21 protein-coding genes are annotated in these 26,858 nt (G+C 36.7%); all 21 read left to right on the top strand.

Annotation, left to right across the window (positions count from 1 at the left end; genetic code table 11):
- The first annotated feature begins 198 nt into the window (after positions 1-198).
- The 21 genes from ACQV2G_RS07790 to ACQV2G_RS07690 all read left to right on the top strand — a co-directional run bounded on the left by ACQV2G_RS07790 (position 199) and on the right by ACQV2G_RS07690 (position 26,772).
- Positions 199-924, top strand: coding sequence for an isoprenyl transferase (locus ACQV2G_RS07790; RefSeq protein WP_428873935.1), 726 nt, complete (start codon positions 199-201; stop codon positions 922-924).
- 25 nt (positions 925-949) lie between these two features.
- Entirely contained in the window at positions 950-1,747 is a 798-nt protein-coding gene (locus tag ACQV2G_RS07785) for a phosphatidate cytidylyltransferase (RefSeq protein ID WP_428873936.1), read from the top strand.
- 18 nt (positions 1,748-1,765) lie between these two features.
- Entirely contained in the window at positions 1,766-3,019 is a 1,254-nt protein-coding gene (rseP, locus tag ACQV2G_RS07780) for an RIP metalloprotease RseP (RefSeq protein ID WP_428875326.1), read from the top strand.
- 84 nt (positions 3,020-3,103) lie between these two features.
- Positions 3,104-7,417: a PolC-type DNA polymerase III gene (locus tag ACQV2G_RS07775; protein ID WP_428876534.1), complete on the top strand. Its 4,314-nt coding sequence runs from the start codon at positions 3,104-3,106 to the stop codon at positions 7,415-7,417.
- A gap of 116 nt (positions 7,418-7,533) precedes the next feature.
- The gene (gene rimP, locus ACQV2G_RS07770; protein ID WP_428873939.1) at positions 7,534-8,007 is read left to right on the top strand and encodes a ribosome maturation factor RimP; all 474 of its coding nucleotides are present in this window, start codon (positions 7,534-7,536) and stop codon (positions 8,005-8,007) included.
- A gap of 24 nt (positions 8,008-8,031) precedes the next feature.
- Positions 8,032-9,285, top strand: coding sequence for a transcription termination factor NusA (gene nusA / locus ACQV2G_RS07765; RefSeq protein ID WP_428876533.1), 1,254 nt, complete (start codon positions 8,032-8,034; stop codon positions 9,283-9,285).
- Positions 9,286-9,319: 34 nt separating this feature from the next.
- Positions 9,320-9,616 (top strand): RNase P modulator RnpM, encoded by a 297-nt coding sequence (gene rnpM / locus ACQV2G_RS07760; protein WP_428873941.1) that lies wholly within the window; start codon positions 9,320-9,322, stop codon positions 9,614-9,616.
- Positions 9,613-9,939, top strand: a complete 327-nt coding sequence (locus tag ACQV2G_RS07755) for a L7Ae/L30e/S12e/Gadd45 family ribosomal protein (RefSeq protein WP_428873942.1) — start codon at positions 9,613-9,615, stop codon at positions 9,937-9,939. Before rnpM ends, ACQV2G_RS07755 begins: the two co-directional genes overlap by 4 nt.
- A gap of 22 nt (positions 9,940-9,961) precedes the next feature.
- The gene (gene infB, locus ACQV2G_RS07750) at positions 9,962-12,295 is read left to right on the top strand and encodes a translation initiation factor IF-2 (RefSeq protein WP_428876532.1); all 2,334 of its coding nucleotides are present in this window, start codon (positions 9,962-9,964) and stop codon (positions 12,293-12,295) included.
- An 11-nt stretch (positions 12,296-12,306) separates the two neighbouring features.
- On the top strand, positions 12,307-12,693 hold the full coding sequence (rbfA, locus tag ACQV2G_RS07745) for a 30S ribosome-binding factor RbfA (protein WP_428873944.1): 387 nt from the start codon (positions 12,307-12,309) through the stop codon (positions 12,691-12,693).
- Between the two features lie 160 nt (positions 12,694-12,853).
- Positions 12,854-13,774, top strand: coding sequence for a tRNA pseudouridine(55) synthase TruB (gene truB / locus ACQV2G_RS07740; protein ID WP_428876531.1), 921 nt, complete (start codon positions 12,854-12,856; stop codon positions 13,772-13,774).
- Between the two features lie 3 nt (positions 13,775-13,777).
- On the top strand, positions 13,778-14,713 hold the full coding sequence (ribF, locus tag ACQV2G_RS07735; RefSeq protein ID WP_428876530.1) for a riboflavin biosynthesis protein RibF: 936 nt from the start codon (positions 13,778-13,780) through the stop codon (positions 14,711-14,713).
- A 152-nt stretch (positions 14,714-14,865) separates the two neighbouring features.
- A complete protein-coding gene (gene hrcA / locus ACQV2G_RS07730; RefSeq protein ID WP_428875320.1) occupies positions 14,866-15,894 on the top strand; it encodes a heat-inducible transcriptional repressor HrcA in 1,029 nt (342 codons plus the stop codon).
- 13 nt (positions 15,895-15,907) lie between these two features.
- Positions 15,908-16,540 carry a nucleotide exchange factor GrpE gene (grpE, locus tag ACQV2G_RS07725; protein WP_428873948.1) on the top strand — a complete coding sequence of 211 codons (633 nt, stop codon included), beginning with the start codon at positions 15,908-15,910 and terminating at the stop codon, positions 16,538-16,540.
- 51 nt (positions 16,541-16,591) lie between these two features.
- Positions 16,592-18,436: a molecular chaperone DnaK gene (dnaK, locus tag ACQV2G_RS07720; protein ID WP_428875319.1), complete on the top strand. Its 1,845-nt coding sequence runs from the start codon at positions 16,592-16,594 to the stop codon at positions 18,434-18,436.
- Between the two features lie 86 nt (positions 18,437-18,522).
- Positions 18,523-19,671: a molecular chaperone DnaJ gene (gene dnaJ / locus ACQV2G_RS07715; RefSeq protein WP_428873950.1), complete on the top strand. Its 1,149-nt coding sequence runs from the start codon at positions 18,523-18,525 to the stop codon at positions 19,669-19,671.
- 250 nt (positions 19,672-19,921) lie between these two features.
- On the top strand, positions 19,922-21,745 hold the full coding sequence (gene lepA, locus ACQV2G_RS07710) for a translation elongation factor 4 (RefSeq protein ID WP_428873951.1): 1,824 nt from the start codon (positions 19,922-19,924) through the stop codon (positions 21,743-21,745).
- Between the two features lie 276 nt (positions 21,746-22,021).
- On the top strand, positions 22,022-22,705 hold the full coding sequence (locus ACQV2G_RS07705; protein ID WP_428873953.1) for an N-acetylmannosamine-6-phosphate 2-epimerase: 684 nt from the start codon (positions 22,022-22,024) through the stop codon (positions 22,703-22,705).
- 19 nt (positions 22,706-22,724) lie between these two features.
- Positions 22,725-23,621, top strand: a complete 897-nt coding sequence (locus ACQV2G_RS07700; protein WP_428873954.1) for an N-acetylneuraminate lyase — start codon at positions 22,725-22,727, stop codon at positions 23,619-23,621.
- Positions 23,622-23,707: 86 nt separating this feature from the next.
- Positions 23,708-25,252, top strand: a complete 1,545-nt coding sequence (locus ACQV2G_RS07695; RefSeq protein WP_428873955.1) for a sodium:solute symporter — start codon at positions 23,708-23,710, stop codon at positions 25,250-25,252.
- A 605-nt stretch (positions 25,253-25,857) separates the two neighbouring features.
- Positions 25,858-26,772 carry an ROK family protein gene (locus ACQV2G_RS07690; RefSeq protein ID WP_428876529.1) on the top strand — a complete coding sequence of 305 codons (915 nt, stop codon included), beginning with the start codon at positions 25,858-25,860 and terminating at the stop codon, positions 26,770-26,772.
- The last annotated feature ends 86 nt before the right edge of the window (positions 26,773-26,858 follow it).

The following is a 26,858-nucleotide window of genomic DNA, read 5'->3' as shown; positions in this document are numbered from 1 at the left end:
AAGCCCTCTAAATCACCATAGGTTGGTGATTTAAAGGACTTTGTCTACAGTCTGAATCAAGTCAAGAAGTCTTGACTTGATTTTTTATTATGAATGACTAGAATTTTATGATTAAACAACTTCTTCTAGTTTTCTTTTAATATACAATTTCTTTCTGCTATAATTAAAAGGTATTTATGCTACTGAAAGGAAACAACCATGAATTTAGATAATATGAAGATCCCTAACCATGTTGCAATTATTATGGATGGTAACGGTCGCTGGGCTAAAAAGCGTTTTTTACCTCGAGTAATGGGGCATAAAAAGGGAGTCGAGACCATCAAAAAAATTACCATTCGTGCACACCAACTTAAAATCAAGGTATTAACGGTTTATGCTTTTTCTACAGAGAATTGGGCGCGTCCCAAGGATGAAGTGGATTACTTAATGTCTTTGCCAAAAGACTTTTTTGAATCCTTCATGCCTCAATTAATGGAAAATAATGTTAAAGTTACCTATATTGGTAATGCTAATCGTTTACCTGAAGAAACTAAGAAAATCTTAGATCGAGCAGTAGAAAAAACGCAGGATAATAGTGGATTGATTTTAAACATTGCTTTAAATTATGGTGGACGTCAAGAGATAGTCCAAGCCATTCAAAGTATTAGTCAGGCAGTTTTAAAAAATGAAATAAAGCCAGAAGAAATTACCGAAGAATTAGTTGATCAGTCTCTAATGACTCAAGATCTTGCTTCATACTCAAATCCAGACTTGATGATTCGAACTTCTGGTGAATTAAGACTCAGCAATTTCTTATTATGGCAATTAGCTTATAGTGAATTCTATTTTACAAAGGTCTTATGGCCTGATTTTTCAACTGAAGACTTTGATCAAGCGATTGCAGCTTATAGTGAAAGACAGAGAAGATTCGGTAAAATCTCTTAAATGTTAGAAAGGAGTAGGGATCAAAATGAAACAAAGAATCATTACAGCAATTATTGGGATCTCTATTTATCTACCATTTGTCATCTTGGGTGGGAAATGGTTTAGCTATTGTATAATGTTGTTGGGTGCAATAGCCTTGTACGAAATGGCTGAGATGAAAAAAATCGATTATTTAAATGAAATAGGCTTAATATCAACTTTAGCCTTAGCCTCGGTCCTCTTACCAGAGAAATATTTTGGTCCTATTTTTTCTGAAGCAGACCCCTTGATGATTTTTTATTTAGCAGGAATGTTATTGTTGATTTTGACGGTTTATAATTATCAACGTTTTAATTTTGTAGATGCATCCACTTTAATTTTTGCTTCGCTTTATATAGGTTTTGGCTTTCGTTATTTAATAATGATTAGAGACCTTGGTTTAACGACTATTCTATATGTTCTTTTGGTGATTTGGTCAACGGATACTGGAGCTTATTTAATAGGTAGAAAGTATGGGAAGAATAAGCTGGCTCCCAGAATAAGTCCTAACAAAACAGTAGAAGGAGCTTTGGGTGGCGTAGCAACCGCTTTTGTAGTCGCTAGTATTTACAGTCTCTTTTTTACGGTTGAAATAAAAAACCCACAATATCTTGGCTTTTTAACCATTCTTATCTCTATAGCTGGTCAGTTCGGTGATTTAGTAGAATCCGCCTATAAGAGAGACTTTGGTGTGAAAGATTCGGGCAAATTACTTCCAGGACATGGGGGAGTATTGGATCGTTTTGATTCAACAATATTTGCCAGCATCATGTTTGTTGTATGGAATAACTTTTTAGGTGTTTAATTAGAAATGGAGTAAGCGATGTTAAAAACAGTTTTAGTTTTCTTAATTATCTTTTCGATTATTGTGATTATTCATGAGTTTGGGCACTTATATTGGGCTAAAAAAGCAGGCATCTTAGTGAGAGAATTTTCACTAGGGATGGGACCTAAAATCTTTTCAAAACAAGCCGAAGATGGGACAACCTACACTATTCGTGCTTTACCAATGGGAGGTTATGTTCGTTTAGCTGGTTTAAATGAAGAAGCTGAAGTTCAACCGGGACAATCTTTAGGTTTAACTTTCAATGAACAAAATAAGGTTATTAAAATTAACCTTAGTGAGACTAGTGATATCAATGAACTACCTGTTCGATTAGATAAGGCCGATTTGGTAAATGAGATGACTCTTGAAGTTTATGAACAAGGGGAAGAATTTCTTAAAACTTATCATGTCCATCCTCAAGCAGAAATCATTGAAAAAGATGGAACCATTATTCGTGTAGCCCCCTTAGCAACGCGTTATGAATCAGTTCCAGTTTGGCATAAGATTCTCACTAATTTTGGTGGGCCACTTAATAACTTTATCTTATCGATTGTTGCTTTTGCGATAGTCGGTTTAATGCTTCCAGGAATTCCTACCACTACCAATCAAATAGGTCAAGTGGTTGAGGGCAGTCCTGCTGCAGGAGCTGGTTTGCAAGCTGGGGATCGAATCACTAAAGTTAATGAAGAAGAGACCAAAGATTGGCAAGGCTTAGTGGATTTAATTGCCCAATACCCTAAAGAGACAGTACGATTAGAAATTCAAAGACAAGACCAAGTCATTAAAAAAGAACTCCAATTGGAGGAGAATGAATTGGGATATGGTTCGTTAGGAATTACCGTCAGTCAATCGACATCGCTTAAAGATCGTTTGTTTTTTGGTTTTACAGCTACCTATCGAACTTTCATCATGGTCCTTTCGGCCTTGGCTACATTATTTTCACGTGGTTTTGATTTAAATATGTTAGGAGGACCTGTGGCAATGGCTCAGGCAACTAGCACGGTTGCTAATGAAGGCTTGATCGATATGGTTGCTTTTCTTGCCTCCTTATCCACCAATCTAGGAATTGTTAATTTATTACCGATACCGGCATTAGATGGAGGGAAAATAGTCCTGAACTTAATTGAATTAGTTAGAGGTAAAGCTCTCAGCCAAGAAAAAGAAGGTTTAGTTACCATGGTAGGGGTTGTTTTAGTATTGATTTTGATGATTGCAGTTACTTGGAATGACATTATGCGAGCATTTTTCTAGGAACAAAATCCCTGTCTTTTACGGGTTTTTTTAAGTGATGCATTGTAAAATTAAATGCGACACAAGTAAAAAGAAAGGATTCATATGAGCAAAGAAAAAACTTTATTCGATGTTTTATTGGAGCAACTAAACATTACAGATCCAGACATTCTAAGTGCATTAGCAGGAGGTCAAATTGAGCAAGTGGAAGTTTTAGCAGACAGCCAACGCTGGATTTTTCATTTGAGATTCCCACAGCGGATTCACCCAGACCTCTATTACTTATTACTAACTACTATGCGACAGGCTTTTGCTCAAATAGTAGAAACCGAAATATGGTGGCACTTTGATAAGGCTGAAACTGATAATCGTCAGTTAATTGAGGATTATTGGAAAAAAATAAAAACTGTTATTATGAATGAGACACCTTTTTTAAGAGTTTGTTTACAAGATGCCTCCATTTCTTATGATGCAAGTACAAAACTATTTGAAATAGGTTTAGCGAGTCAGAGTCAAGTAGATACATTTGATAATAAATACGATCACATAATTAAAAGACACTTTGATCAAGTAGGCTTTAAAGGAATAAAAATCATTTACTATGTTGATCAATCCTTAAGCGATGCCACTCATTTAACAACTAAGCAGCGTTTAGAAGAATTGGATCATCAAAACCTACTAGAAGCGATTGAAAATGAAGAGAAAAAACAAGAAAAGCAGAAACAATCAGTCAATATTAGTGAAATTAAGCCAGTAGGAAAAGACATCCCTAATATCACAGCTACTCCTATTATTGATTTGCCAGAAAATCAATACAAACAAGTAATCGAAGGTTATGTCTTCGCCAATGATATCCGTGATTTACGATCGGGAGAAATTTTATCCATCATGAAAGTGACGGATTATACTTCCTCTGTGGCTGTCAAATTAATTTCTGGACGACGCTTAACTAAGGAGCAAATTCATCAGTTTCAAGTAGGAGACTGGCTGAGAATGGAAGGGGATATGGTCCCAGATAATTATTCTGGTGAACTAGATTTTAGGCCTCGTTCGATTCGTAAGTTAAATCCTAAAAAACGTCAAGATAGCTTTGAAGGTCAAAAAAGAGTAGAGCTCCATTTACATTCTAATATGTCTCAAATGGATGCGACCAATAGTGTTTCAGATTATATTAAAACAGCGGCTCGATGGGGACATTCAGCTATAGCTATTACCGACCACGCTGGTGCTCAAGCTTTCCCAGAAGCTTATTATGCGGGTAAAGAAAACGATATTAAAGTGATTTACGGTATTGAAGCTAATATTGTTAATGATGGTGAAGCTATTGCTTATAATGAAAGTGATCATGATCTTTCAGAAGCTAATTATGTTGTTTTTGACGTGGAAACGACCGGATTATCCTCTGTCTATGATCGTATGATTGAATTAGCTGCTGTTAAGATGCACAAGGGGAATGTAATTGATACTTTCGAGGCCTTTATTAATCCTGGTCATCCACTTTCATCCTTTACAACAGAACTGACAGGCATTACCGATGCTATGCTAGAAGATGCACCAAGTGAAAAAGAAGTAATAGACAAATTTTTAGCATTTACACAAGACACCATTTTGGTGGCACATAATGCTTCCTTTGATATGGGCTTTATTAATCAAGCCTATGTGCGTCATGGCATAGCTATGAATAATTTACCAGTGATTGATACACTTGCCCTATCAAGGTTGGTAAACCCTAATATAAAAGGACACCGATTGAACAATCTTGCCAAGCGTTACGGTGTAACTTTAGAACAACACCACCGAGCTATTTATGACTCGGAAACAACGGGTCATATCTTGTTTAAGTTACTAGAACAAGCCAATGAGCAATATCAAATGACCCACCATAATCTGTTGAATAAAGAGATGGGTAAAGGTGATGCATATAAACAGATAAGACCTTTTCATGCTACTTTAATTGCTAAAAATCAAGCAGGTCTCAAAGATCTCTTTAAACTGATTTCTATTTCCAATGTGGAGTATTTTTATCGCGAACCCAGAATACCACGGTCTGTCTTAAATCAGTATCGAGAAAATTTACTTGTCGGTTCCGCTTGCTCCAATGGAGAAGTTTTTACAACCTTGATGCAGAAGGGTTATCAAGAAGCTAGTGAATTAGTAGGATATTATGATTATTTAGAAATTCAACCCCCTTCTGTCTATGACACCCTGATTGAAGAAACCTTGATTAGATCTCGTGAAGATTTGTTTAAGATCATGCAAGGAATGGTTAAGCTAGCCAATGAACATAACAAGTTACTAGTGGCTACTGGAGATGTTCACTACCTAGAAGAACGGGATTCGATTTACCGCGAAATATTACTCAAGTCTTTAAAACGCAATGCTAATCGCGACCTCCATTTCCCACCACTTCATTTTAGAACGACTAATGAGATGCTAGAAGAGTTTTCTTTCTTAGGAGAAGATTTGGCTTATGAATTAGTGGTAACTAATTCGAATAAAATAGCCGATTGGGTCGAAGACGACATTGAAGTGATCCACTCAAAACTATTCACACCAAATATTGAAGGCTCTGATCAAAAAATTCGTGATTTGGCCTATGGCAAGGCCTACGAAATGTATGGAAATCCTTTACCAGAATTAATTGAAAAAAGATTGGAAAAAGAATTACATTCGATTATCTCTAATGGATTTGCCGTTATTTATTTAATTTCGCAAAAGCTGGTTCTAAAATCCAATCAAGACGGCTATCTAGTTGGGTCAAGGGGATCCGTAGGTTCTAGTTTTGTAGCGACAATGACTGGAATAACCGAAGTTAATCCTTTAGTGCCACATTATTACTGTCCGGATTGTCATTACAACGAGTTTTTTAAGGATGGCTCAGTTGGATCAGGTTTTGATCTACCGCCTAAAGCCTGTCCATCATGTGGTAAAGATTTAAAGCGAGACGGACAGGATATACCGTTTGAGACATTCTTAGGTTTTAAAGGGGATAAGGTACCCGATATTGATCTTAACTTCTCTGGGGAATATCAACCGCAAGCTCATGCTTATACTAAAGTTTTATTTGGAGAAGACCATGTCTTTCGTGCGGGGACTATCTCCACCGTTGCACAAAAGACGGCCTTTGGTTATGTGAAGGGTTATCTTGAAAATACCATGACCCAAGTGCCTCAAGCTGAAAAAGAGCGCTTGGCTAAAGGAATTGAAGGGGTGAAACGAACAACCGGCCAACACCCAGGTGGGATTATCGTTATTCCTGAGTATATGGATGTTTATGACTTTACGCCTATACAATTTCCAGCCGAAGATATTCATTCAGAATGGCGCACGACTCACTTTGACTTCCATTCTATTCATGATAATGTGCTGAAATTAGATATATTAGGACACGATGATCCGACCATGATACGTTTCTTACAGGATATTTCAGGTATTGATCCTCAAGATATTCCATTCTCTGATCCTGATGTGATGTCTTTGTTCTCAGGTCCTGAAGTCTTAGGTGTCACAAAAGAGCAAATTTTTTCTGATACAGGTACTTTAGGGGTACCAGAATTTGGGACCAGTTTTGTCAGAGGGATGCTGACTCAGACCAAGCCGTCAACTTTTGCGGAGTTGTTACAAATTTCTGGTTTATCGCATGGTACGGATGTCTGGTTGGGCAATGCTGAGGAGTTGATTCAAAAGAATATTGTACCCTTAGCTAAGGTAATTGGTTGTCGTGACGATATCATGGTGACACTGATGCAATATGGATTAGAAGATTCCTTAGCCTTTAAAATAATGGAACATGTTCGTAAAGGAAGAGGAATTCCTGATGACTGGCAAGCTGAAATGCGAGCGAATAATGTTCCAGAATGGTATATCGACTCTTGTCTGAAGATTAAGTATATGTTCCCTAAGGCTCACGCGGCTGCATACATCATGATGGCACTGAGGGTGGCATACTTCAAAGTTCACTATCCTAAATTCTATTATGCGGCTTACTTTTCGGTAAGGGCATCAGACTTTGATATCATTGCCATGCATCAAGGCAAGGAAATGGTTAAACATCGCTTAAGAGAAATTATGGCCAAGGGAATGGATGCTTCAGTAAAAGAAAATAGCTTGCGAACTGTTTTAGAACTAGCGAATGAAATGCTAGAAAGAGGGATAACTTTCCAAATGATTAATTTGGAAAAATCAGACGCCACTAAATTTATTATCGATGGCGAGAGTTTGATCCCTCCTTTTAGAACAATTCCTGGTTTGGGAATAGGGGCCGCTAAATCGATTGTAGAAGCTAGAGAGCAAGCAGCCTTTATTTCTAAAGAAGACTTACAAAAACGTGGTAAAGTTTCGAAAACAATTATGGAATATTTAGAAGAGAATGGTGTTTTAGCTGATTTACCAGATGAAGACCAGCTGTCACTCTTCTAACTTGTTGATGAATAGATAATATGATATACTCTATTTAGCAAATTATTCGAGGAGGAGTGGGCGGAAACGCTCGCTCTTTTATTATTCAACCAAAATAAAAATGAAGAGGTGAATTGATGAGTATTGTGATAGACAAAGTTCAGCCGCTAGTGGAGCCAATTATCGCATCCTTAGATTGTCAACTTATTGATATTGAATATCTAAAAGAAGGAAAGCATTGGTTTCTCCGTATTTATGCTGATAAGGAAGGGGGCATTGATTTAGATCATTGTGCTTTAATTTCAGAAAAAATTTCTGAAGTTTTAGACACTATGCAACCAGATCCTTTTCCGGAAGCTTACTTTTTAGAAGTTTCCTCACCAGGAGCTGAAAGACCTTTGAAAAATGAAGATCAAATTCGGTCAGCCATTGGTGAATATGTCCACTTTGATTACTATGCCCCTCAATACGGTGAAAAACAACATGAGGGCGTTCTTTTAGATGTGACGGAGGATTATTATCTATTGAAGGTTCCAATTAAAACAGTCACTAAAGAACTTGAAATTAATAAGAAGGGTGTCGCTAAGGCAAGACTTGCTGTTAAGTTTTAGCAAGATGAGATAGGAGAGTTAAGTGTGAGCAAAGAATTAGTAAATGCCATGAAGGTTCTTGAAGCAGAAAAAGGGATAAAGCCTGAAGTTATTAAAGAAGCTTTAGAGTCTGCTTTGATTTTGGCCTACAAAAAAAATTATGATCAAGCACAAAATGTGGAAGTTGTTTTTAACGAAGAAACCGGCGATATTAAAGTTTATTCAGTTAAGGAAGTTGTGGATATCAATTATGATTCTACTTTAGAAATTTCTCTAGAAGAAGCTTTGAAGATTAATCGTGCCTATGAAATAGGAGACAAGATTAAATTTGAAGTGACTCCTAAAGATTTCGGAAGAATTGCTACTCAAACCGCTAAACATGTCGTTATGCAAAGAATACGTGAGGCTGAAAGAGATATTATTTATGATGAATTTATTGTGCATCAAGATGAAATTTTAACAGGAATCATCGAACGTTCAGATGCTCGCAATGTTTATGTGAACTTAGGTAAAGTTGAAGCCATAATGCCGGCTAGTGAACAGATTCCAACTGAGCAATTTCAAATGGATGAACGGGTAAAAGTATACGTAGTCAAGGTAGATAAAACTAGTAAGGGGCCACAGATTGTTGTTTCACGCTCACATGCTGATTTCCTTAAAAGATTATTTGAGCAAGAAGTTCCGGAAATCTACGAAGGTGTTGTGGAAATAATCTCAATTGCTCGTGAAGCGGGCGACCGTTCGAAAGTTGCAGTTTCTTCGCGTGATTCTAATATTGATCCAGTTGGAACTTGTGTTGGTCCGAGAGGATCTCGAGTTCAAAGTATTGTCAATGAATTAAATGGTGAGAATATGGATATCATTCAATGGGATGAAGACCCCTCTACCTTCATAAAAAATGCTATGAATCCAGCAGAAGTGATTAATGTTGTGTTTGATGAAGATAATCATTCTTGTATTGTTGTGGTACCAGATTATCAGTTATCCTTAGCCATCGGTAAAAAAGGACAAAACGCTCGTTTAGCAGCTCGTTTAACTGGTTATAAGATTGATATTAAGTCTGAGACTAGCTATCAAGAATATTTAATTGAACAAAAAGCAGTTGAATCAACTGGACAAGAAGAATTAAATCTTGCAGAGGATTTAGATAATCTTGAAGAAATGCTTCAAGAGACTTCCAGCCAGTTAGATGACGATCCAGCAGAAGCTGATTTAGAATATCGTGAATCGGCAGAGGAATCACTTGATGAAGAGCTGGAGCAAGCGTTTGAAGAAACTGAAGAATCAGAGCAAGAATAAGCACTTAATTTATTAACATCAAAGGAGGATGGAAATGAGCCAAGCGAAAAAAAGAAAAGTTCCCATGCGCAAATGTGTTGTTACTGGTGAATCTCATCCCAAAAAAGATTTAATCCGTATTGTGAGAACCCCAGAAGGTACCATTGAAATAGACCCAACTGGTAAAAAGAATGGACGAGGAGCCTATATCTCCTTGGATCCAGAGTTAGCCATACAAGCGGAAAAGAAAAAAGTTTTTAATCGAACATTTGAAATGGAGATTGATAAAGAGTTTTATCAAGAACTTTATCGCTTTCTAGACCACCAAAAGGCGCGAAAAGAACTACTATGAGCCCAGAAGAAAAACAACTCAATTTATTAGGTTTGGCTCAAAGAGCCTCTAAGTTAATTTCCGGTGACGATTTAGTCACTAAAGCCACAAAGAACAAAAAAGTTAAACTTTTGATTTTAGCGATTGATGCCAGTGATTCCACTAGTGATCGCTACCATCGTTTGGCTAGTGAAAAAAAAATAGCCATTAATCATCGTTTTACAAAATATCAAATCAGCCATGCAATCGGCAAATCACGCACAATTTGCGGCATAACCGATCGAGGAATGGCTGAAAAATTTTTATCTTATGTGACAGGAGAAAATACAATGAATAATCAATAATACAAGATAGGAAGGTGTTTGTATGAGTACTATTCGTATATATGAATTTGCTAAACAAAACAATATGACTTCAAAAGAAGTCTTAGTGCTTGCTGAAAATAATGGTTTTGAATTTAATAGCCATATGTCCTCGGTAACGCAAGAACAACAAGAACAATTAAAGAAAGCTTTACAAAATAAGAAGACTAGTGGTAAACAAACCAAAAAGGATGTTAAGAAGACGGAAGCTACTAAAGAATCAAATCAAAAAAACAATCAACACAAAGATGCCAAGCAGCGCAAGGATGAAGACAAGTCGAAAGCTTCTAAAAAGCCTTCTTCTCAAAAAGATTCTCAAGCACAAGGTCATAATACAAACCCTAACACTAAGTCTAAAAATCCTAATGAAAAGGCAGCTTCTAAGCAAAAGAAATCAACTGATAGTAAACAAGCTGTAGAGGGTCAAAAAGCAAATCAAAGCAATCAAAGTAATTCTTCAAATAAATCCACTGGTGGATCCAAAAGAAGTCGTGGCGATCGCCGTCGTGGCCGTCGTGGTAAGCAAAATAGTAACTATCAAAAAGAGTCTAAAGGCTTAACAGCTCGTAAGCATAAAGACCTTCCAGAAGCGTTCTACTATACTGAAGGAATGAATGTACAAGATATTGCTAAAGGTTTCCACCGAGATGCAACTGAAATTATTAAAAAACTATTGCTACAAGGGGTAATGGTCAATCAAAACCAGGCACTTTCTAAAGAAGTGATTGAAATTATCTGTTTAGAATATGGCGTTGAACCTATTGAAAAAGTTGTTGTTGAAGTTTCAGACTTAGATCATTATTTTGAAGAAGCTGCTGCTGATGATAATCAAAGCATTCGTCCACCAGTTGTTACAATTATGGGTCACGTTGACCACGGAAAAACCAGTCTCTTGGACTCCTTCCGCCATTCGAGAGTGACTGAAGGAGAAGCTGGTGGAATTACTCAACATATTGGTGCCTATCAAATTGTTTTAAATGATAAGCCAATCACTTTTCTTGATACGCCAGGACATGCTGCCTTTACAACCATGCGTGCACGTGGTGCAGATGTGACTGATATTACAATTATTGTTGTTGCAGCAGATGATGGCGTGATGCCTCAAACGGTTGAAGCGATTAATCATGCCAAAGCTGCAGATGTACCGATAATTGTAGCGATTAACAAAATTGATAAACCTGAAGCCAATCCAGATAAGGTAATGACCGAATTATCTGAACATGGTATTATTTCTGAGGACTGGGGTGGCGAACATATCTTTGTTAATATTTCAGCTAAATACGGGACTAATTTGGATGAGTTATTAGAGATGATTCTTCTGGTTTCAGAAGTTCAAGAATTAAAAGCTAACCCAGACCGTTTAGCTTTAGGTTCAGTCATTGAAGCGCGCTTAGATAAAGCTACCGGTGCCACTGCGACTTTATTAGTTCAACATGGTACCCTACATATAGGGGACCCAATTGTTGTGGGTAACACCTATGGTAGAGTAAGAACAATGGTCAATGATCAAGGGCGTCGTATTCGCTCAGCTGGTCCATCCATGCCGGTGGAAATTACAGGCTTGAATGATGCTCCTCAAGCAGGAGACCAGTTTGTGGTCTTTGAAGATGAAAAAACAGCTCGTCAAGTTGGAGAAGAAAGAGCTCAGAAGGCTCAAGAACAACAAAGAGACCTTAAGAAGAAAGTTACTTTGGATAATCTTTTCGAAACCTTACAAGAAGGTGAGTTAAGATCAGTTAACGTAATCCTAAAAGCAGATGTACAAGGTTCAGTAGAAGCATTAGCTGCTTCATTGATGAAAATAGATGTGGAGGGAGTAAAAGTTAATATTGTCCATCAGGCGGTAGGAGCAATTAATGAGGCTGATATTACTTTAGCTAATGCCTCATCAGCAATTGTGGTAGGATTTAATGTTCGACCAACTCCTCAAGCAAAACAACAAGCAGAAGAAGAGCAAGTAGATATTCGTCTCCATAATATTATTTACAATGTAATTGATGAAATTGAAACAGCTATGAAAGGAATGCTGGACCCTGAGTATGTTGAGGAAGTAACAGGGCAAGCAGTAGTACGTGAAACCTATTCTGTTTCTAAATTAGGCACCATCGCTGGTTCATTTGTTTTAGATGGCTTCATTCAACGCACGAGCAAGGTACGCTTGATACGTGATAACATCGTTATTTACGAAGGAGATCTAGCCAGTTTGAAACGTTTTAAAGATGATGCTAAAGAAGTAAACAAAGGATTAGAATGTGGAATTATGATTGAAGGCTATAATGATATCAAAGTCGATGATATTATTGAAGCCTATCGCATGGTCGAAGTTGAACGTAAATAAAGGAGTATGAAATGGTTAAATATCGTATAGGACGTGTTCGTCAAGAAATAATGCGAGAAGTTAATGATATTCTTCTAAAAGAGATTAAAGACCCTCGTGTTGAAGGGGTTACTATTACTGATGTAGAGCTTACAGGCGACTTACAAAATGCTACAATTTTTTATTCTACTTTAAGTGATAAAGCCGGAGAAAGACAAAAAACAAGTGATGGTTTGAAAGCAATAACAGGTAAAGTTCGCTCGGAACTTGGAAGTCGTTTAAGTCTTTATAAGGTTCCTGAAGTTAAATTTGAAAGAGACCAATCAGTAGACTATGGTAGTCGAATCGATTCATTATTAAATCAATTGCATGAATCTGAATCTTTTGATGAAGCAAGCTCAGTTCAGACGGAGCAATAATCTTAAGTTTTCACAAATCAAGAGCTGTTTTTTTACTGCTCTCATTAAATGAGAGGCGGTAAAACAGCTCTTTTATTCTTGTAGAATTAAGAATCTTGCTTGGAAGCAAGTGCCAATTAAAGTATAATCATAATTGTTATTAATAAAGGGGTTGGCTTGAATGAACGGAATTGTCGCTGTTTGGAAAGAAAAGGGCATGACGAGTCATGATGTAGTATTTAAAATGCGTAAGATTTTTCAAATGAAGCGTGTAGGCCATTGTGGGACCTTGGATCCTGAAGTTGAGGGCGTTTTAGTTGTCTGTTTAGGACAGGCAACCAAGTTAGTTGAAATACTAATGGATAGCAAAAAGATCTATCAAGGAGAAGTCACTTTAGGTCAAGCCACCGATACGGAAGATGCCCAGGGACAAGTTATTGCAAAGAAATTAGTAGAACAAGCCGTTGATGATCAAGTTATTGATCAAGCTATGGCTTCATTAACAGGCAAAATCAGCCAGATTCCTCCTTATTACTCGGCAGTCAAGGTCAAAGGGAAAAGACTCTATGAATATGCCCGAGCAGGTATTGAAGTAGAAAGGCCTGAACGTCAAGTATCTATCGACTACTTCAAGCGTTTAGCTCCGTCACAATATCACACCAGTGAAAAAAGGCAAACTTTCTCCTTTGAAGTAAAGTGCAGTAAAGGGACCTATGTCAGAACCTTAGCGGTAGATTGCGGTAAGTTATTAGGATATCCTAGCCACATGTCCCAATTAATGCGAACTCAAGCAGCGGGTTATCGTCGAGCGGATAGTTATCGCTTAGATGAATTAAGGCAATTAGCAGAAAAAGACTCCTTAAATACAGCTGTTCACCCCATTGAAACGGCAGTTTCTGACTATGCAAAAATCCAACTAAATCCAGAACAGTTTACAGACATTAAACATGGAAAAGTTTTAGACATTAATTATTTTAATGACAGGCTTATTGAACCAACTGCCTTATTTTATCAAGACCGTTTGTTAGCAATTTACGGCCCACATCCTAGCAAAGAGAATTTAATAAAACCTATTAAGATGTTTCCAATGGAAGGAGTTTAAGCCTTGCAGACAATTTATTTAGCACATCCTTACGATCAAGAACAACTATATGACCAACCAGTCGTTTTAGCTCTAGGCTTTTTTGATGGTGTTCATTTAGGCCATCAAGAAGTTATCAAAAAGGGGCGTGAATTAGCAGATCATTATCAAGTCCCTTTAGCCGTCTTAACTTTTAACCATACTCCTCGTCTTGTTTATCAACAGATCCATCCGAATCACTACTTTTATTTAAGTGATAACCCTCGTAAAATAGAACTGATGGAGGTTAATGGAGTAGATATTTTATATATTGCTGAGTTCACTTCAGCCATGGGAGCTCAGAGTCCACAAGAGTTCGTGGACAGCTACATGGTTAATTTGAATGCCGTTCATGTGGTGGCGGGGTTTGACTATACCTACGGTCTGAAAGAGATAGCTAATATGCAAACTCTGGTTGACCATAGTCAAGGACGCTTTAAAATTAGCGAAATTCCTAAAAAGACAATCGGTGACCATAAGATTTCTTCAAGTGAAATTCAATACCAGCTATCAAATGGTAATATTGATTTAGCTAATCAAGAATTAGGTTACATTTATGAAACCAGAGGACTTGTCATCAATGGCTTAAAAAGAGGGAGAAAACTAGGTTTTCCGACAGCGAATGTGGCAATGGATTATGGTCAGTTAACACCTGGCATAGGGGTGTATATTGTCGAAATTTGTGTTCAAGGCCAATGGTATATGGGCATGGCATCTATTGGATATAATATTACCTTTGATGATGTGAAAGAACTCTCCATTGAAGTTTATATTTTAGATTTTGACCGCATGATTTATGGGGAAAAGGTTCGTATAAAGTGGCATCATTACTTACGTGGAGAGATTAAATTTGATGGTATTGAAGGTTTGATTAATCAACTTGAAAAGGATCAAGACCATACACGGGCGTACTTTAAATAATCAAGGATCGATAGACATAATTAGCACTTTCGAATTGAGAGTGCTAATTTTTTTTAATTTTATGGGCACATTCCCTTGACAAAGGTGATGGAGGATAGTAAGATAGAGACAGTTAGCACTCGGTATGAATAAGTGCTAATAATGTGAGGTGATTGATCATATTAACAGCCAGACAACACCAAATCTTAGAATTAATTGTTCGCCTTTATGCAAATTTAGAGGCACCAATCGGGTCAAAGACTTTACTCAAGGAGAGTTTTCTTGATATAAGTCCGGCAACTGTTCGTAATGAGATGGTTGTTTTAGAAAAAAACGGCTTTCTGGTTAAGGCACATACATCAAGTGGTAGAATACCTTCTTATGAAGGCTATCGTTATTATGTAGATCGTCTGATCACTAAAATTGAGAATGATTCATGGGAGCAATCCTATGAAGCAGATCTCAAAGCAGTTAGCGAAATCTTCTTAAATCGCCGACAAGAGAATTTTAAGATGGCGAAAATTGCTGCGGATTTATTGGTCTCATTAACTGGATTACCTTGCTTGGTTTTTGGACAGAATAATGAAGAGCATCGAGTGGCTGACTTTAAGTTAGTGCTTTTAAGTAACCATCAAATAATGGCTATTTTATTATCGGATCAAGGACATGTGGAAAATAAAATGTTCCAAACCTTATATCCGGTTGAGGATGATGATTTACGTCAAATGCGTTCAATTCTTAATTCAGAATTGCGAGGTATTACATTAGAAGATGCTTATCAGCGGACTAAATTAACTATTCCGATGATTATGCAAAGACAATTGTCAACTTCGATTGATTTTTCTCCTTTAGTTGAGAAGTCAATTCAACAAGTTAAAGGAACGCGTTATTTTGTTTCTGGCAAGAATAATCTTTTTGATTGTTTGGATCAGCGTTATTCCAACAATGAATACAAAAAATTATTCAATTTGATTGATGGATCGAATGAATTATTTGATCTCTTTGAACAACGTCAAGATGGAATCGAAGTTCTTTTCGGACAAGAGTTTGCTCCGCAAGGGATGCGTCATTTATCTTTAGTGACGGGAACCTTCACACAAGACTTAAGCAAAATGTCTTTAAGTATCTTAGGACCTTCGACGATGCATTATTCACGCATGATTGTCCTTATGGAGCAGATATTAAAAGAATTTAATCAATAAAGGAGGTCATCAAGTGACAGAAGAAAATAAAAAGAGGAATGACAAGCAATCTTCTGCAGAACTTAACGATGAAAAAGAAAAGTTAGTAGAAGATGAAGTCATTGAAAGTTCAGCAGAAAAAAATCAGGATAGTCTGAATAATGATGTAAATGATGTAAATGAAGAAACTGAAGCAGCACCAGTAGAGGAAGTTTCTTCCATTGAAGATGAATTAAGAGAAAGTATTCAGAATTTGGAGGATCGAAATTTACGCCTACAGGCTGAAATTGCTAATATGCAACGATCTAATAGTCGTGAAAGACAAGAAGCTGCTAAATATCGATCTCAATCTTTAGCTAATAAATTAATTGATGCAATTGATAATCTTGAACGCGCTTTGCAAATTAAAGCAAGTTCAGAAGAGAGTCAAGCAATCCACAAAGGGATCCAAATGGTGTATGATCAAATCTTACAAGCATTTAAAGAAGAAAAAATTGAAGTGATCAATCCCTTAAACGAAACATTCGATCCAAATTATCATCAAGCGGTAACCACCCAACCAGCGGCTGAAGGGCAAGACACTGATATTGTAGTGAATGTTCTACAAAAAGGATACATCCTTAATGATCGCATCATTCGCCCGGCCATGGTAATTGTGTCCGCCTAATTATTAAGCACTTAGTTTTAACCAAAATAAATTTTTAAAGGAGTAGATTATATGTCTAAAATTATAGGTATTGACTTAGGTACAACAAACTCTGCTGTTTCCATTTTAGAAGGTGGAGAAGCAAAGATTATTACTAACCCAGAAGGAAACCGTACCACTCCATCTGTAGTAGCTTTCAAAAATAATGAGATTCAAGTGGGTGAAGTAGCTAAGCGTCAAGCAGTTACAAACCCTGACACAGTAGCTTCCATCAAACGTCATATTGGAGAAGATAACTTTAAGACTGAAATGGGTGGAAAGAGCTATACACCTCAAGAGATTTCAGCTATGATTTTACAACACTTGAAATCATTTGCTGAAGATTACTTAGGCGATAAGGTTGAGAAAGCAGTTATCACTGTTCCTGCTTATTTTAACGATGCTCAGCGTCAAGCAACTAAAGATGCTGGACGTATTGCAGGTTTAGAAGTTGAACGTATTGTTAACGAGCCAACCGCTGCAGCTTTAGCGTATGGTTTAGATAAAACCGATGCTGAAGAAAAAGTCCTAGTCTTTGACTTAGGGGGAGGAACTTTTGACGTTTCAATCCTTGAATTAGGCGATGGCGTATTTGATGTATTATCTACAGCAGGGGATAATAAACTAGGTGGAGATGACTTTGATAATAAAGTTATCGACTTCTTAGTTGAAGAATTTAAAAAAGAAAACTCTATTGACCTTTCTAAAGATAAAATGGCTTTACAGCGCCTGAAAGACGCTGCAGAAAAAGCTAAGAAAGATCTTTCTGGTGTGACTTCTACACAAATCAGCTTACCATTTATTACAGCGACAGCTGATGGGCCATTACACTTAGAAACAACTTTAACTCGTGCTAAATTTGATGAGTTAACGCATGACTTAGTAGAAAGAACTAAAGGGCCAGTTCGTCAAGCCTTGAAAGATGCTGGTTTAAGCAAATCTGAAATTGACGAAGTAATCTTGGTAGGAGGATCGACACGTATTCCTGCTGTACAAGAAGCCGTTAAGAAAGAAACTGGAAAAGATCCTAACAAATCGGTTAACCCAGACGAAGTAGTTGCTATGGGTGCAGCTATCCAAGGTGGCGTTATCTCTGGTGATGTTAAAGACATCGTTCTATTAGATGTTACGCCATTATCACTTGGTATCGAAACAATGGGTGGTGTATTCACTAAATTAATTGACCGTAACACTACTATCCCAACTTCTAAATCACAAGTCTTCTCTACAGCAGCTGACAATCAACCAGCAGTAGATGTTCACGTTTTACAAGGTGAGCGTGAAATGGCAGCAGATAATAAGACTTTAGGTCGTTTCCAATTAACTGATATTCCAGCAGCACCTCGTGGCATTCCACAAATTGAAGTTACCTTTGATATTGATAAAAACGGTATTGTGAACGTTTCAGCCAAAGATTTAGGTACTCAAAAAGAACAAACGATTACTATAAAATCTTCTTCAGGTTTATCCGATGAAGAAATCGAACGTATGGTTAAAGATGCTGAGGCAAATGCTGAATCCGATAAGAAACGTCGTGAAGAAGCTGATTTACGCAACGAAGTCGATCAAATGATCTTTACAACTAATAAGACTATCGATGAATTGAAAGATAATGATAACATTTCTGAAGATGAATTGACTAAAGCAGAAACAGCTCGTGATGAATTGAAAGCAGCTGTTGAAGCAAATGATTTAGAAGAAATGAAAACAAAACGTGATGCATTAAATGAAGTGATTCAAAATCTATCCGTTAAACTTTACGAGCAAGCTGCTCAACAAGCTCAAGCTGCTCAAGAAAATCAAACAGATGCCTCTGATGCTCAATCATCTTCTGATGATAATATTGTCGATGCTGACTTTGAAGAAGTCGACGAGTAATTAAGACATACTTTAGCAAGAGTCTAGGCTAAGTCCTCGACTCTTGTCTTTTATCAGGAGAATTAAAATGTGTAAGGAGGGACAAAATGGCAAATAAAAGAGACTATTATGATGTCTTAGGTGTATCTCGCGATGCCAGTGATGCTGACATTAAAAAGGCTTATCGTAAACTGTCCAAAAAATACCATCCGGATATTAATAAAGATGCAGGAGCTGACGAAAAGTTTAAAGAAGTTGCAGAAGCTTATGAGGTCCTAAGTGATAGTCAAAAGCGGGCTGCTTATGATCAATACGGCCATGCTTCAACGGATCCTAACTTTGGAGCCGGCTTTGGCGGTGGTGGTTTTGGTGGCTTCTCTGGTGGTGCAGGCTTTGGCTTTGAAGATATCTTTGATACTTTCTTTGGTGGATCTGCTGGAGGAGGACGAAGAGCCAATGCTCCTCGTAAGGGTAATGACCTACAATATCGTATTAATTTAACCTTTGAAGAGGCTATTTTTGGTAAAGAAACGACCATAAAATATAATCGTAATGAGGAATGTCATACCTGTCACGGAACAGGTGCCAAGGAAGGCACTGAGCCCGTTACTTGCCACAAGTGTCATGGCACAGGGACTATTCAGGTAGAACGAAACTCTCCTTTTGGTCGTGTGATGACGCAAACCACATGTGATGTCTGCGGTGGGACAGGTAAAGAAATTAAAGAAAAATGTACCACTTGTCATGGTTCTGGTATAGAATCCGTTAGTCATTCTGTTAAAGTGACTGTGCCAGCAGGTGTTGAAGAAGGTAATCAAATTCGCCTCTCAGGTCAAGGTGAGGCGGGTTCAAATGGTGGACCTTATGGAGACCTTTATGTAGTTTTCCATGTTGAACCAAGTAAGGAATTTAAACGAGATGGTACGGAAATCTATTACACGCTACCCATCACTTTCTCTCAAGCGGCCTTGGGTGATGAAATCCAAGTTCCAACGGTACATGGTAAGGTGAAGTTAAAGGTTCCAGCTGGCACACAAACAGGGACCACTTTCCGCTTAAAAGGCAAAGGAGCACCGAGTGTTCGCTCAGGTTATACGGGAGATCAACAAGTAACGGTTAAAGTCGTTACTCCTTCTAAACTGACTGACAAACAGCATGAATTATTTAAACAGTTAGCTAAAGAAATGGGTGCTAATGTTAAAGAGCAAGAAGGTGGCTTCTTTAATAAGATGCGTGATATTTTTCATGGTGAATAAAAATAGGCTAGCATCAGGGTATTCAATATGCTCTGATGCTTTTTACTTGCTTAGAAAAGTTTTAAATCAATTGGAATCAAAATAAGATTGATTAGCTTCTAGATAGGAAATTTTAAAGAATAAATAAAGATTTTATTGAGTAGTTCATTTATTAAAATACCATAGTGAAAGAAAACTATTCAAAATCACTCATTTTTGATAAGATAGACCTTAGCTATTGATAAGAGGCTTGAAAAGGAAGTGAAGTCAAGTGAATATAGAAGAAATGAAGAATAGACAAGAAAGAATCCGTAATTTTTCGATAATTGCGCATATTGACCATGGTAAATCCACACTAGCTGATCGTATTTTACAACAAACACATACAGTGGCTGATCGTGATATGCAAGAGCAATTGTTAGATTCCATGGACTTGGAAAGAGAACGAGGAATTACCATTAAATTGAATGCAGTGGAACTGACTTATCGGGCTAAAGATGGCATTGATTATATTTTCCATTTAATCGATACCCCTGGTCACGTCGATTTTACTTATGAGGTTTCAAGATCTTTGGCTGCTTGTGAAGGAGCCATTCTAGTAGTCGATGCAGCACAAGGAATTGAAGCCCAAACCTTGGCTAATGTGTATTTAGCAGTGGATAATGATTTAGAAATATTACCTGTTATTAATAAAATCGATCTGCCTTCAGCCGATCCTGAAAGGGTTCAAAAAGAAATTGAAGATATTATCGGCATCGATGCCTCAGAAGCGGTTTTTGCTTCTGCCAAGTCAGGCATCGGTATTGATGAGATTTTAGAGCAAATAGTTGAGAAAGTTCCTGCACCAATGGGAGATATAGAAGACCCCTTACAGGCTCTTATTTTTGACTCTGCTTATGATGCTTATCGTGGGGTTGTTTTAAATATTCGAGTGATGAATGGTATGGTCAAACCAGGTGACACCATCCGTCTAATGAGTAATGGTAAAGAGTTTGAAGTGATTGATGTTGGAATCTTCTCACCGAGTCCTCTCAAAAGAGACTTCTTGATGGTAGGAGATGTTGGCTATCTAACCGCAGGTATAAAGACCATTCAAGATACCCGTGTAGGAGATACTATAACCCTAGCGGATAATCCAGCTGAGGAGGCCTTGGATGGTTACCGCAAATTAAATCCAATGGTTTTTGCCGGTCTCTATCCGGTTGACTCGGCCGATTATAATGACTTGCGGGAAGCACTTGAAAAGTTACAATTAAATGATGCTTCTTTACACTTTGAACCAGAAACATCGCAAGCCCTAGGCTTTGGTTTCCGAACAGGCTTTTTAGGTTTACTGCATATGGATGTTATTCAAGAAAGACTTGAGCGTGAATTTGATATTGATTTAATTACCACTGCTCCGTCAGTTATTTACCGTGTTGAAAAGACGGATGGGGAAGAGCTTTTGATTGACAACCCATCTGAAATGCCAGATCCAACAGAGATTGATAAGATTTTTGAACCTTATGTAAAAGCGACTATTATGGTACCAAATGATTATGTGGGCGCTGTAATGGAACTATCTCAACGCAAGCGTGGTAACTTTATTACGATGGATTATCTGGATGATTTCCGGGTAAATGTAATTTATGAACTACCAATGGCTGAAATTGTGTATGATTTCTTCGATAAGTTGAAATCATCAACCAAAGGCTATGCTTCCTTAGATTACGAATTAATTGGCTATAAAGAGTCTAATCTAGTAAAATTAGAAGTTTTACTTAATTCTGATGTCATTGATGCCTTCTCGATTATAGTGCATAAAGATTTTGCCTATAATCGCGGTCGTGCTTTAGTTGAAAAACTAAAAGGGATTATCCCACGTCAAATGTTTGAAGTACCTGTCCAAGCAGCTATTGGACATAAGATCATCGCACGAACAACCATTAAGGCTTATCGAAAAGATGTTACAGCTAAATTATATGGTGGGGATGTCTCCCGTCGTAAGAAGTTATTAGAAAAACAAAAAGAAGGTAAAAAGCGGATGAAATCAGTCGGTAACGTTGAAATTCCACAAGAAGCTTTCATGGCTGTCTTACAAATGGATGAAGAATAAAAGAATAACGGTTCATAAAAACCTATCTTTGAGAATTCAAAGATGGGTTTTCTTATTACTATAAAGCAATATTAATTTTCATTTTGAACCAATCCCTTTTAGAGAACGTAAGTAAGCTACTTTTATGATAAATAATCAATTAAAATCTTTTTAAATAAGTATAATAAAAGTTTTTGTTTTCAGAAAACTCACTGTCTTTTCATAAAATATTGAAATGCTACAAAGTGATGTGTATAATTTTAAATTAGAAAGCGCTTTGATAAAGGAGGTTATTGAATGATTGAAGGAATAAAAGGGGAATTAATTGTTTCTTGTCAAGCTTTAGAAGATGAACCTTTGCACAGTTCTTTTATCATGTCACGAATGGCCTTAGCTGCTAAAGAAGGTGGAGCTAAAGGTATTCGTTCGAATTCAGTTGAAGATATTAAAGCAATCAAAGAACAAGTCGATTTGCCAATTATTGGCATTATTAAACGGGTTTATGATGGGGCTGATGCTTTTATTACACCTACGATGACTGAAGTGGATGAGTTAATGCAAGCAAGGCCGGAAATCATAGCAATTGATGCAACTGCATCTACGAGGCCATACGGAGAATCATTAAGTGATTTAATGGTAAAGATTAAAGAAAAGTATCCCCAACAAAAGCTGATGGCTGATTGTTCAACCTTAGAAGAAATGAAAATGGCTGAACAAATTGGTTTTGATTATATTGGTACAACTTTGGTAGGTTATACTCAACAAAGTAAGAAAGATAAGATAGAAAGCAATGATTTTCAACTCATCCGTCAAGCGGTTGAAACAATCAACAAACCAATTATTGCTGAAGGTAATATTGATACTCCTGAAAAAGTAAGACACGTTTTAGAGCTTGGGGTACATAGTGTAGTAGTTGGTTCAGCTATCACTAGACCTCAATTAATTACAAAAAAATTTGTCGAAGCTATTCATAACCAATAGATTAATAGGGGGAAATAAAATGACAAAAAAAACAGCTAGAGAAATCAAAGGTATTATCTCAGCCCTCTTGGTACCCTTTGATTCAAAGGGCAAAGTTAACGAAGCAGGGCTACGTCAAGTAGTCCGTCATAATATTGATAATATGAAGGTAGCAGGGCTATATGTAGGAGGCTCAACTGGTGAAAATTTCTTATTAGATATGGCCATTAAAAAACAAATTTTTGAAATTGTTAAAGATGAAGTGAAAGACCAAGTGAAACTCATTGCACAAGTTGGTGGTCCCAATGTTTATGAAGCAATTGAACTCGGTAAATTTGCGACAGATTTGGATTATGACGCAATTTCAGCAGTAACTCCTTTTTATTATAAGTTTTCATTCGCTGAGGTTAAACAATATTATAAAGATATTACAGAAGCTGTTGATAATGACTTAATTATTTATTCAATCCCAGTTCTTACAGGTATTAATATGGGGATGGCAGAATTTAAGGAATTATTTGAATTAGACAATATTGTTGGTGTTAAGTTTACTGCTGCAGACTTTTTCTTATTAGAACGATTACGTAAAGCGTTTCCAGATGTACTAATCTATTCAGGTTTTGATGAGATGCTTTATCCAGCTGCTATCTATCATGTTGATGGAGCAATCGGATCGACATATAACGTAAATGGTTTGCGAGCTCGTGGCATTTTAGAAGCTGTCAATGAGGGCAACCATGAGAAAGCACTTAAGCTACAAAATGAGAGTAATGATTTAATTGAAGCAGTGCTAGCAAACGGTTTATATCCAACTCTTAAAAGTATTTTACAATTACAGGGTGCGAATAAAGGGGAGTTTTTAAGTCGTAAACCGATGGCTTCGATGACAGCCGACCAAAAAGAAGAAGCAGAACGAATTTTTAAAAATTATTTATAATTAATTAAAAAGACTTAGGTAATTAAAGAATATTTTATATAGCGTTATGCTTCACTAAGCATGTAAAATTGAAAAGGAGTTTAATAATGGCACAAGAAGGCTTTACAACAATCGATTTTATTATTTTAGTTATTTATTTAGTAGCTGTTTTGTTTGCAGGATTACTGTTTTCTAAGAAAGATATGATTGGTAAAGAGTTTTTCAAAGGAGATGGCTCAATCCCTTGGTATGTAACTTCGGTTTCTATTTTCGCAACCTTGTTAAGTCCGATTTCTTTCATGACTTTAGCAGGTAACTCCTATAAGGGAACTTGGCTATTGTGGTTTGCGCAATTAGGGATGATTATTGCAATTCCTTTTGCTATAAAATTTTTCCTGCCTATTTATGCCAGAATGGATATTGATACTGCTTATGATTATTTAGAGCAACGGTTTAACTCTAGACTTTTGCGAGCAATCGGTGCTATTTTGTTCATTATCTATCAAATTGGTCGTATGTCTATTATTATGTATCTACCCTCTGCTGCTTTAGCCACATTAACTGGAATCTCAGTCAATTGGCTAATTGTGGTAATGGGTGTAATTGCGATTATTTATTCTTATACTGGTGGGATTAAATCAGTTTTATGGACCGATTTTATTCAAGGATCTGTTTTGTTAGTAGGTGTTGCTGTGACTCTAGGCTTTTTAGTCAAGGACTTAGACGGCGGTTTCCAACCAATCATGAATTTGTTAGCTAAAGACAAATTTATTGCCCCTAACGAACCGATTTTTGATCCGAACCTTTTAAAATCTTCTATCTTTTTACTAGTTGTTGGCGCTGGCTTTAATACACTGTCATCTTATATTTCAAGTCAGGATATCGTGCAACGGTTCACTACCACTCAAGATATTAAAAAATTGAATAAAATGATGTTTACCAATGGTGTCTTATCTATTTTTATTGCGACTATGTTTTATCTTATTGGGACGGGATTATTCGCTTATTATCAATTACAAAATCCGAGTGATCCTGGCGCTTTAGTAGCTCAAGATCAAGTGTTTACTTACTATATAGCCTATCGTTTACCAGTTGGTATTACCGGTGTTCTTTTAGCAGCTATTTTTGCTGCCAGTCAATCAACTCTATCGACAGGTTTGAACTCTGTCGCTACCTCATGGACATTGGACATACAAGAGGTGATTTCTAAGAATTTAGATGACGCCAAACGAACTCAAATTGCGCGTTGGATTTCTTTAGGCGTTGGAATTTTCTCCATTATTATCTCAATTATTCTTGCACACTCTGATATTAAATCAGCCTATGAATGGTTTAATGGATTCATGGGACTCGTTTTAGGGGTTCTAGGTGGAGTCTTTATGCTAGGGGTATTCTCTAAAAAAGCTAACAAAATTGGTGCTTATGCTGCACTAATTGTTTCAAGTTTAGTAATGATTTTCATTAAATACGGTCTTCCTGCAGAAAAGGTAAGCATTTGGGTTTATTCGCTTATTTCAATAGGCGTATCTTTAATTGTCGGTTATCTTGTATCGATAATGGTTAAAGATGAGACATCGACTGCTCCAAAATTCACCACTGTCTATGATATTTCTGAGATTAAAGCGAATAATGACTGGTTGGTAAGACATTAATGAAACTTTATGATTTAAATCAAATAGATCAAATCAAGCGAGAAGCTATACTAAGAGTCATTAACTTTTAAAAGAAAATAATGACTTAAGTGATTGCCAGCTTGGCCCCATATGATTTCCGATGACTTTTATTTTAATATCTTAGAATAGGAGATTACGACAGATGACCATAGAGTTTGGCAAAGTTATCCTAGCTATTTTGATGTATTTGTTCCTATTAAAGGTCAGGAAAAAATTTGGCATAACGTTAATGGAAATGTTCAATGAAAAGATTATGTAGAAAAGGATGGCTGGCAAAAACCTCACGCTCAACCATTATCGGAATGAATCATTCAGCCTGGACAAATCTTAGTTTTTGATCGTGAAGATGTTCAAAATTGTTGACCAGATAGAAACAATTAAAAAAGCTGTTTTTAAGGGGAAATATGAACTGTGTAACATTTTAAGTAGGGAAAGGGCTAAGCGTCTTTTCCCTATTTTTAAGGTGGTAGGTAAGGTAAAAAATGAATAATTAGTAATAAGGCCATTAAATGATGACTACTCTAAAAATAGAATAAGATATATTATTTCTATCACTGTAATTTTGTATAAGAGGAAGTGAAAAAATGCATATACTAGCGATTGATATTGGCGGTACAACGATAAAAAGTGATGTTTATGATGAAAAGGGACATTCTTTTAATTATTTTAAAGAAGAGGAAACACCGATAGATTCCTTAAAAAAATCAAATCATATTATGGAATATGTTTTAAATTTAGTTGGTGAAACGATTAAAAGTCTTAAGCAAATCAACAAAAAGTTAGAGGGTGTTGCTATTTCTTCAGCAGGGGTAGTCGATCCTGAACAAGGAAAGATAGTTTATGCAGGTTATACAATTCCTGACTATGTAGGAACTGATTTTAAGCAAGCCATTAACCATCACTTTGATTTACCTTGTGTTGTTCTAAATGATGTCAATGCGGCAGCTTTTGCTGAATTTTCAATTGGAGCTTTTGCACGCAATAGTTCATTAGTTTGTTTGACTATTGGCACGGGTGTTGGCGGGGCTTTAATCCTTAATGGTCAATTGTATCATGGAGAAGGTTTTTCTGCCGGCGAAGTTGGTTACTTACCTGTTAATGGTAAAAGATTTCAAGATGTAGCATCGACGACTGCTATGTGCCAATACTTTGAACAGCTCACTGGAGAAAGTAATACTAATGGAAAAATAATTTTTGAAGCCTATAAAACTAATCATCCAGCCGCAATCGAAACAATTAACTGGTTTACTGAAAACTTTTCAGAAGGATTACTTCCAATTATTTATTTGATAAATCCAGAGTACATTGTTTTAGGAGGCGGTATTATGAATCAACATAAAATATTGTTACCAATTATTTTAGAAAAATTGGCTGCAAAAATTGAAAATAATATTTTTCTGCCTAAAGCTATCCTAGCTGCAAAGTATAGTAATGAAGCTGGAAGAATTGGAGCTCTTTACTACTTTATTAAAAAGTATGGAGTTTGTTCTACAAATTAAAAACTAACTCAAAACTATTCTTATGAGTTGACCCCAAAAGTTCGAGTTAAAAACTAACTTTTGGGGGTCCTTTTATGTCTAAAAAT

Origin of the sequence: Facklamia sp. P12955 (assembly GCF_050409565.1) — a bacterium.
GTDB lineage: Bacteria > Bacillota > Bacilli > Lactobacillales > Aerococcaceae > Facklamia.
The sequence above is the reverse complement of the archived record's forward strand: the minus strand, read 5'-3'. Positions and strand labels throughout refer to the sequence as shown.

Coding starts and splice junctions, on each gene's coding strand:
- ACQV2G_RS07755 (WP_428873942.1), top strand. CDS start 9,613: ATGAGCCCAGAAGAAAAACAACTCAATTTATTAGGTTTGGCTCAAAGA.
- ACQV2G_RS07690 (WP_428876529.1), top strand. CDS start 25,858: ATGCATATACTAGCGATTGATATTGGCGGTACAACGATAAAAAGTGAT.
- rimP (WP_428873939.1), top strand. CDS start 7,534: ATGAGTATTGTGATAGACAAAGTTCAGCCGCTAGTGGAGCCAATTATC.
- infB (WP_428876532.1), top strand. CDS start 9,962: ATGAGTACTATTCGTATATATGAATTTGCTAAACAAAACAATATGACT.
- dnaJ (WP_428873950.1), top strand. CDS start 18,523: ATGGCAAATAAAAGAGACTATTATGATGTCTTAGGTGTATCTCGCGAT.
- rnpM (WP_428873941.1), top strand. CDS start 9,320: ATGAGCCAAGCGAAAAAAAGAAAAGTTCCCATGCGCAAATGTGTTGTT.
- ACQV2G_RS07700 (WP_428873954.1), top strand. CDS start 22,725: ATGACAAAAAAAACAGCTAGAGAAATCAAAGGTATTATCTCAGCCCTC.
- ACQV2G_RS07785 (WP_428873936.1), top strand. CDS start 950: ATGAAACAAAGAATCATTACAGCAATTATTGGGATCTCTATTTATCTA.
- ACQV2G_RS07695 (WP_428873955.1), top strand. CDS start 23,708: ATGGCACAAGAAGGCTTTACAACAATCGATTTTATTATTTTAGTTATT.
- rbfA (WP_428873944.1), top strand. CDS start 12,307: ATGGTTAAATATCGTATAGGACGTGTTCGTCAAGAAATAATGCGAGAA.
- dnaK (WP_428875319.1), top strand. CDS start 16,592: ATGTCTAAAATTATAGGTATTGACTTAGGTACAACAAACTCTGCTGTT.
- rseP (WP_428875326.1), top strand. CDS start 1,766: ATGTTAAAAACAGTTTTAGTTTTCTTAATTATCTTTTCGATTATTGTG.
- ACQV2G_RS07775 (WP_428876534.1), top strand. CDS start 3,104: ATGAGCAAAGAAAAAACTTTATTCGATGTTTTATTGGAGCAACTAAAC.
- ACQV2G_RS07790 (WP_428873935.1), top strand. CDS start 199: ATGAATTTAGATAATATGAAGATCCCTAACCATGTTGCAATTATTATG.
- truB (WP_428876531.1), top strand. CDS start 12,854: ATGAACGGAATTGTCGCTGTTTGGAAAGAAAAGGGCATGACGAGTCAT.
- ACQV2G_RS07705 (WP_428873953.1), top strand. CDS start 22,022: ATGATTGAAGGAATAAAAGGGGAATTAATTGTTTCTTGTCAAGCTTTA.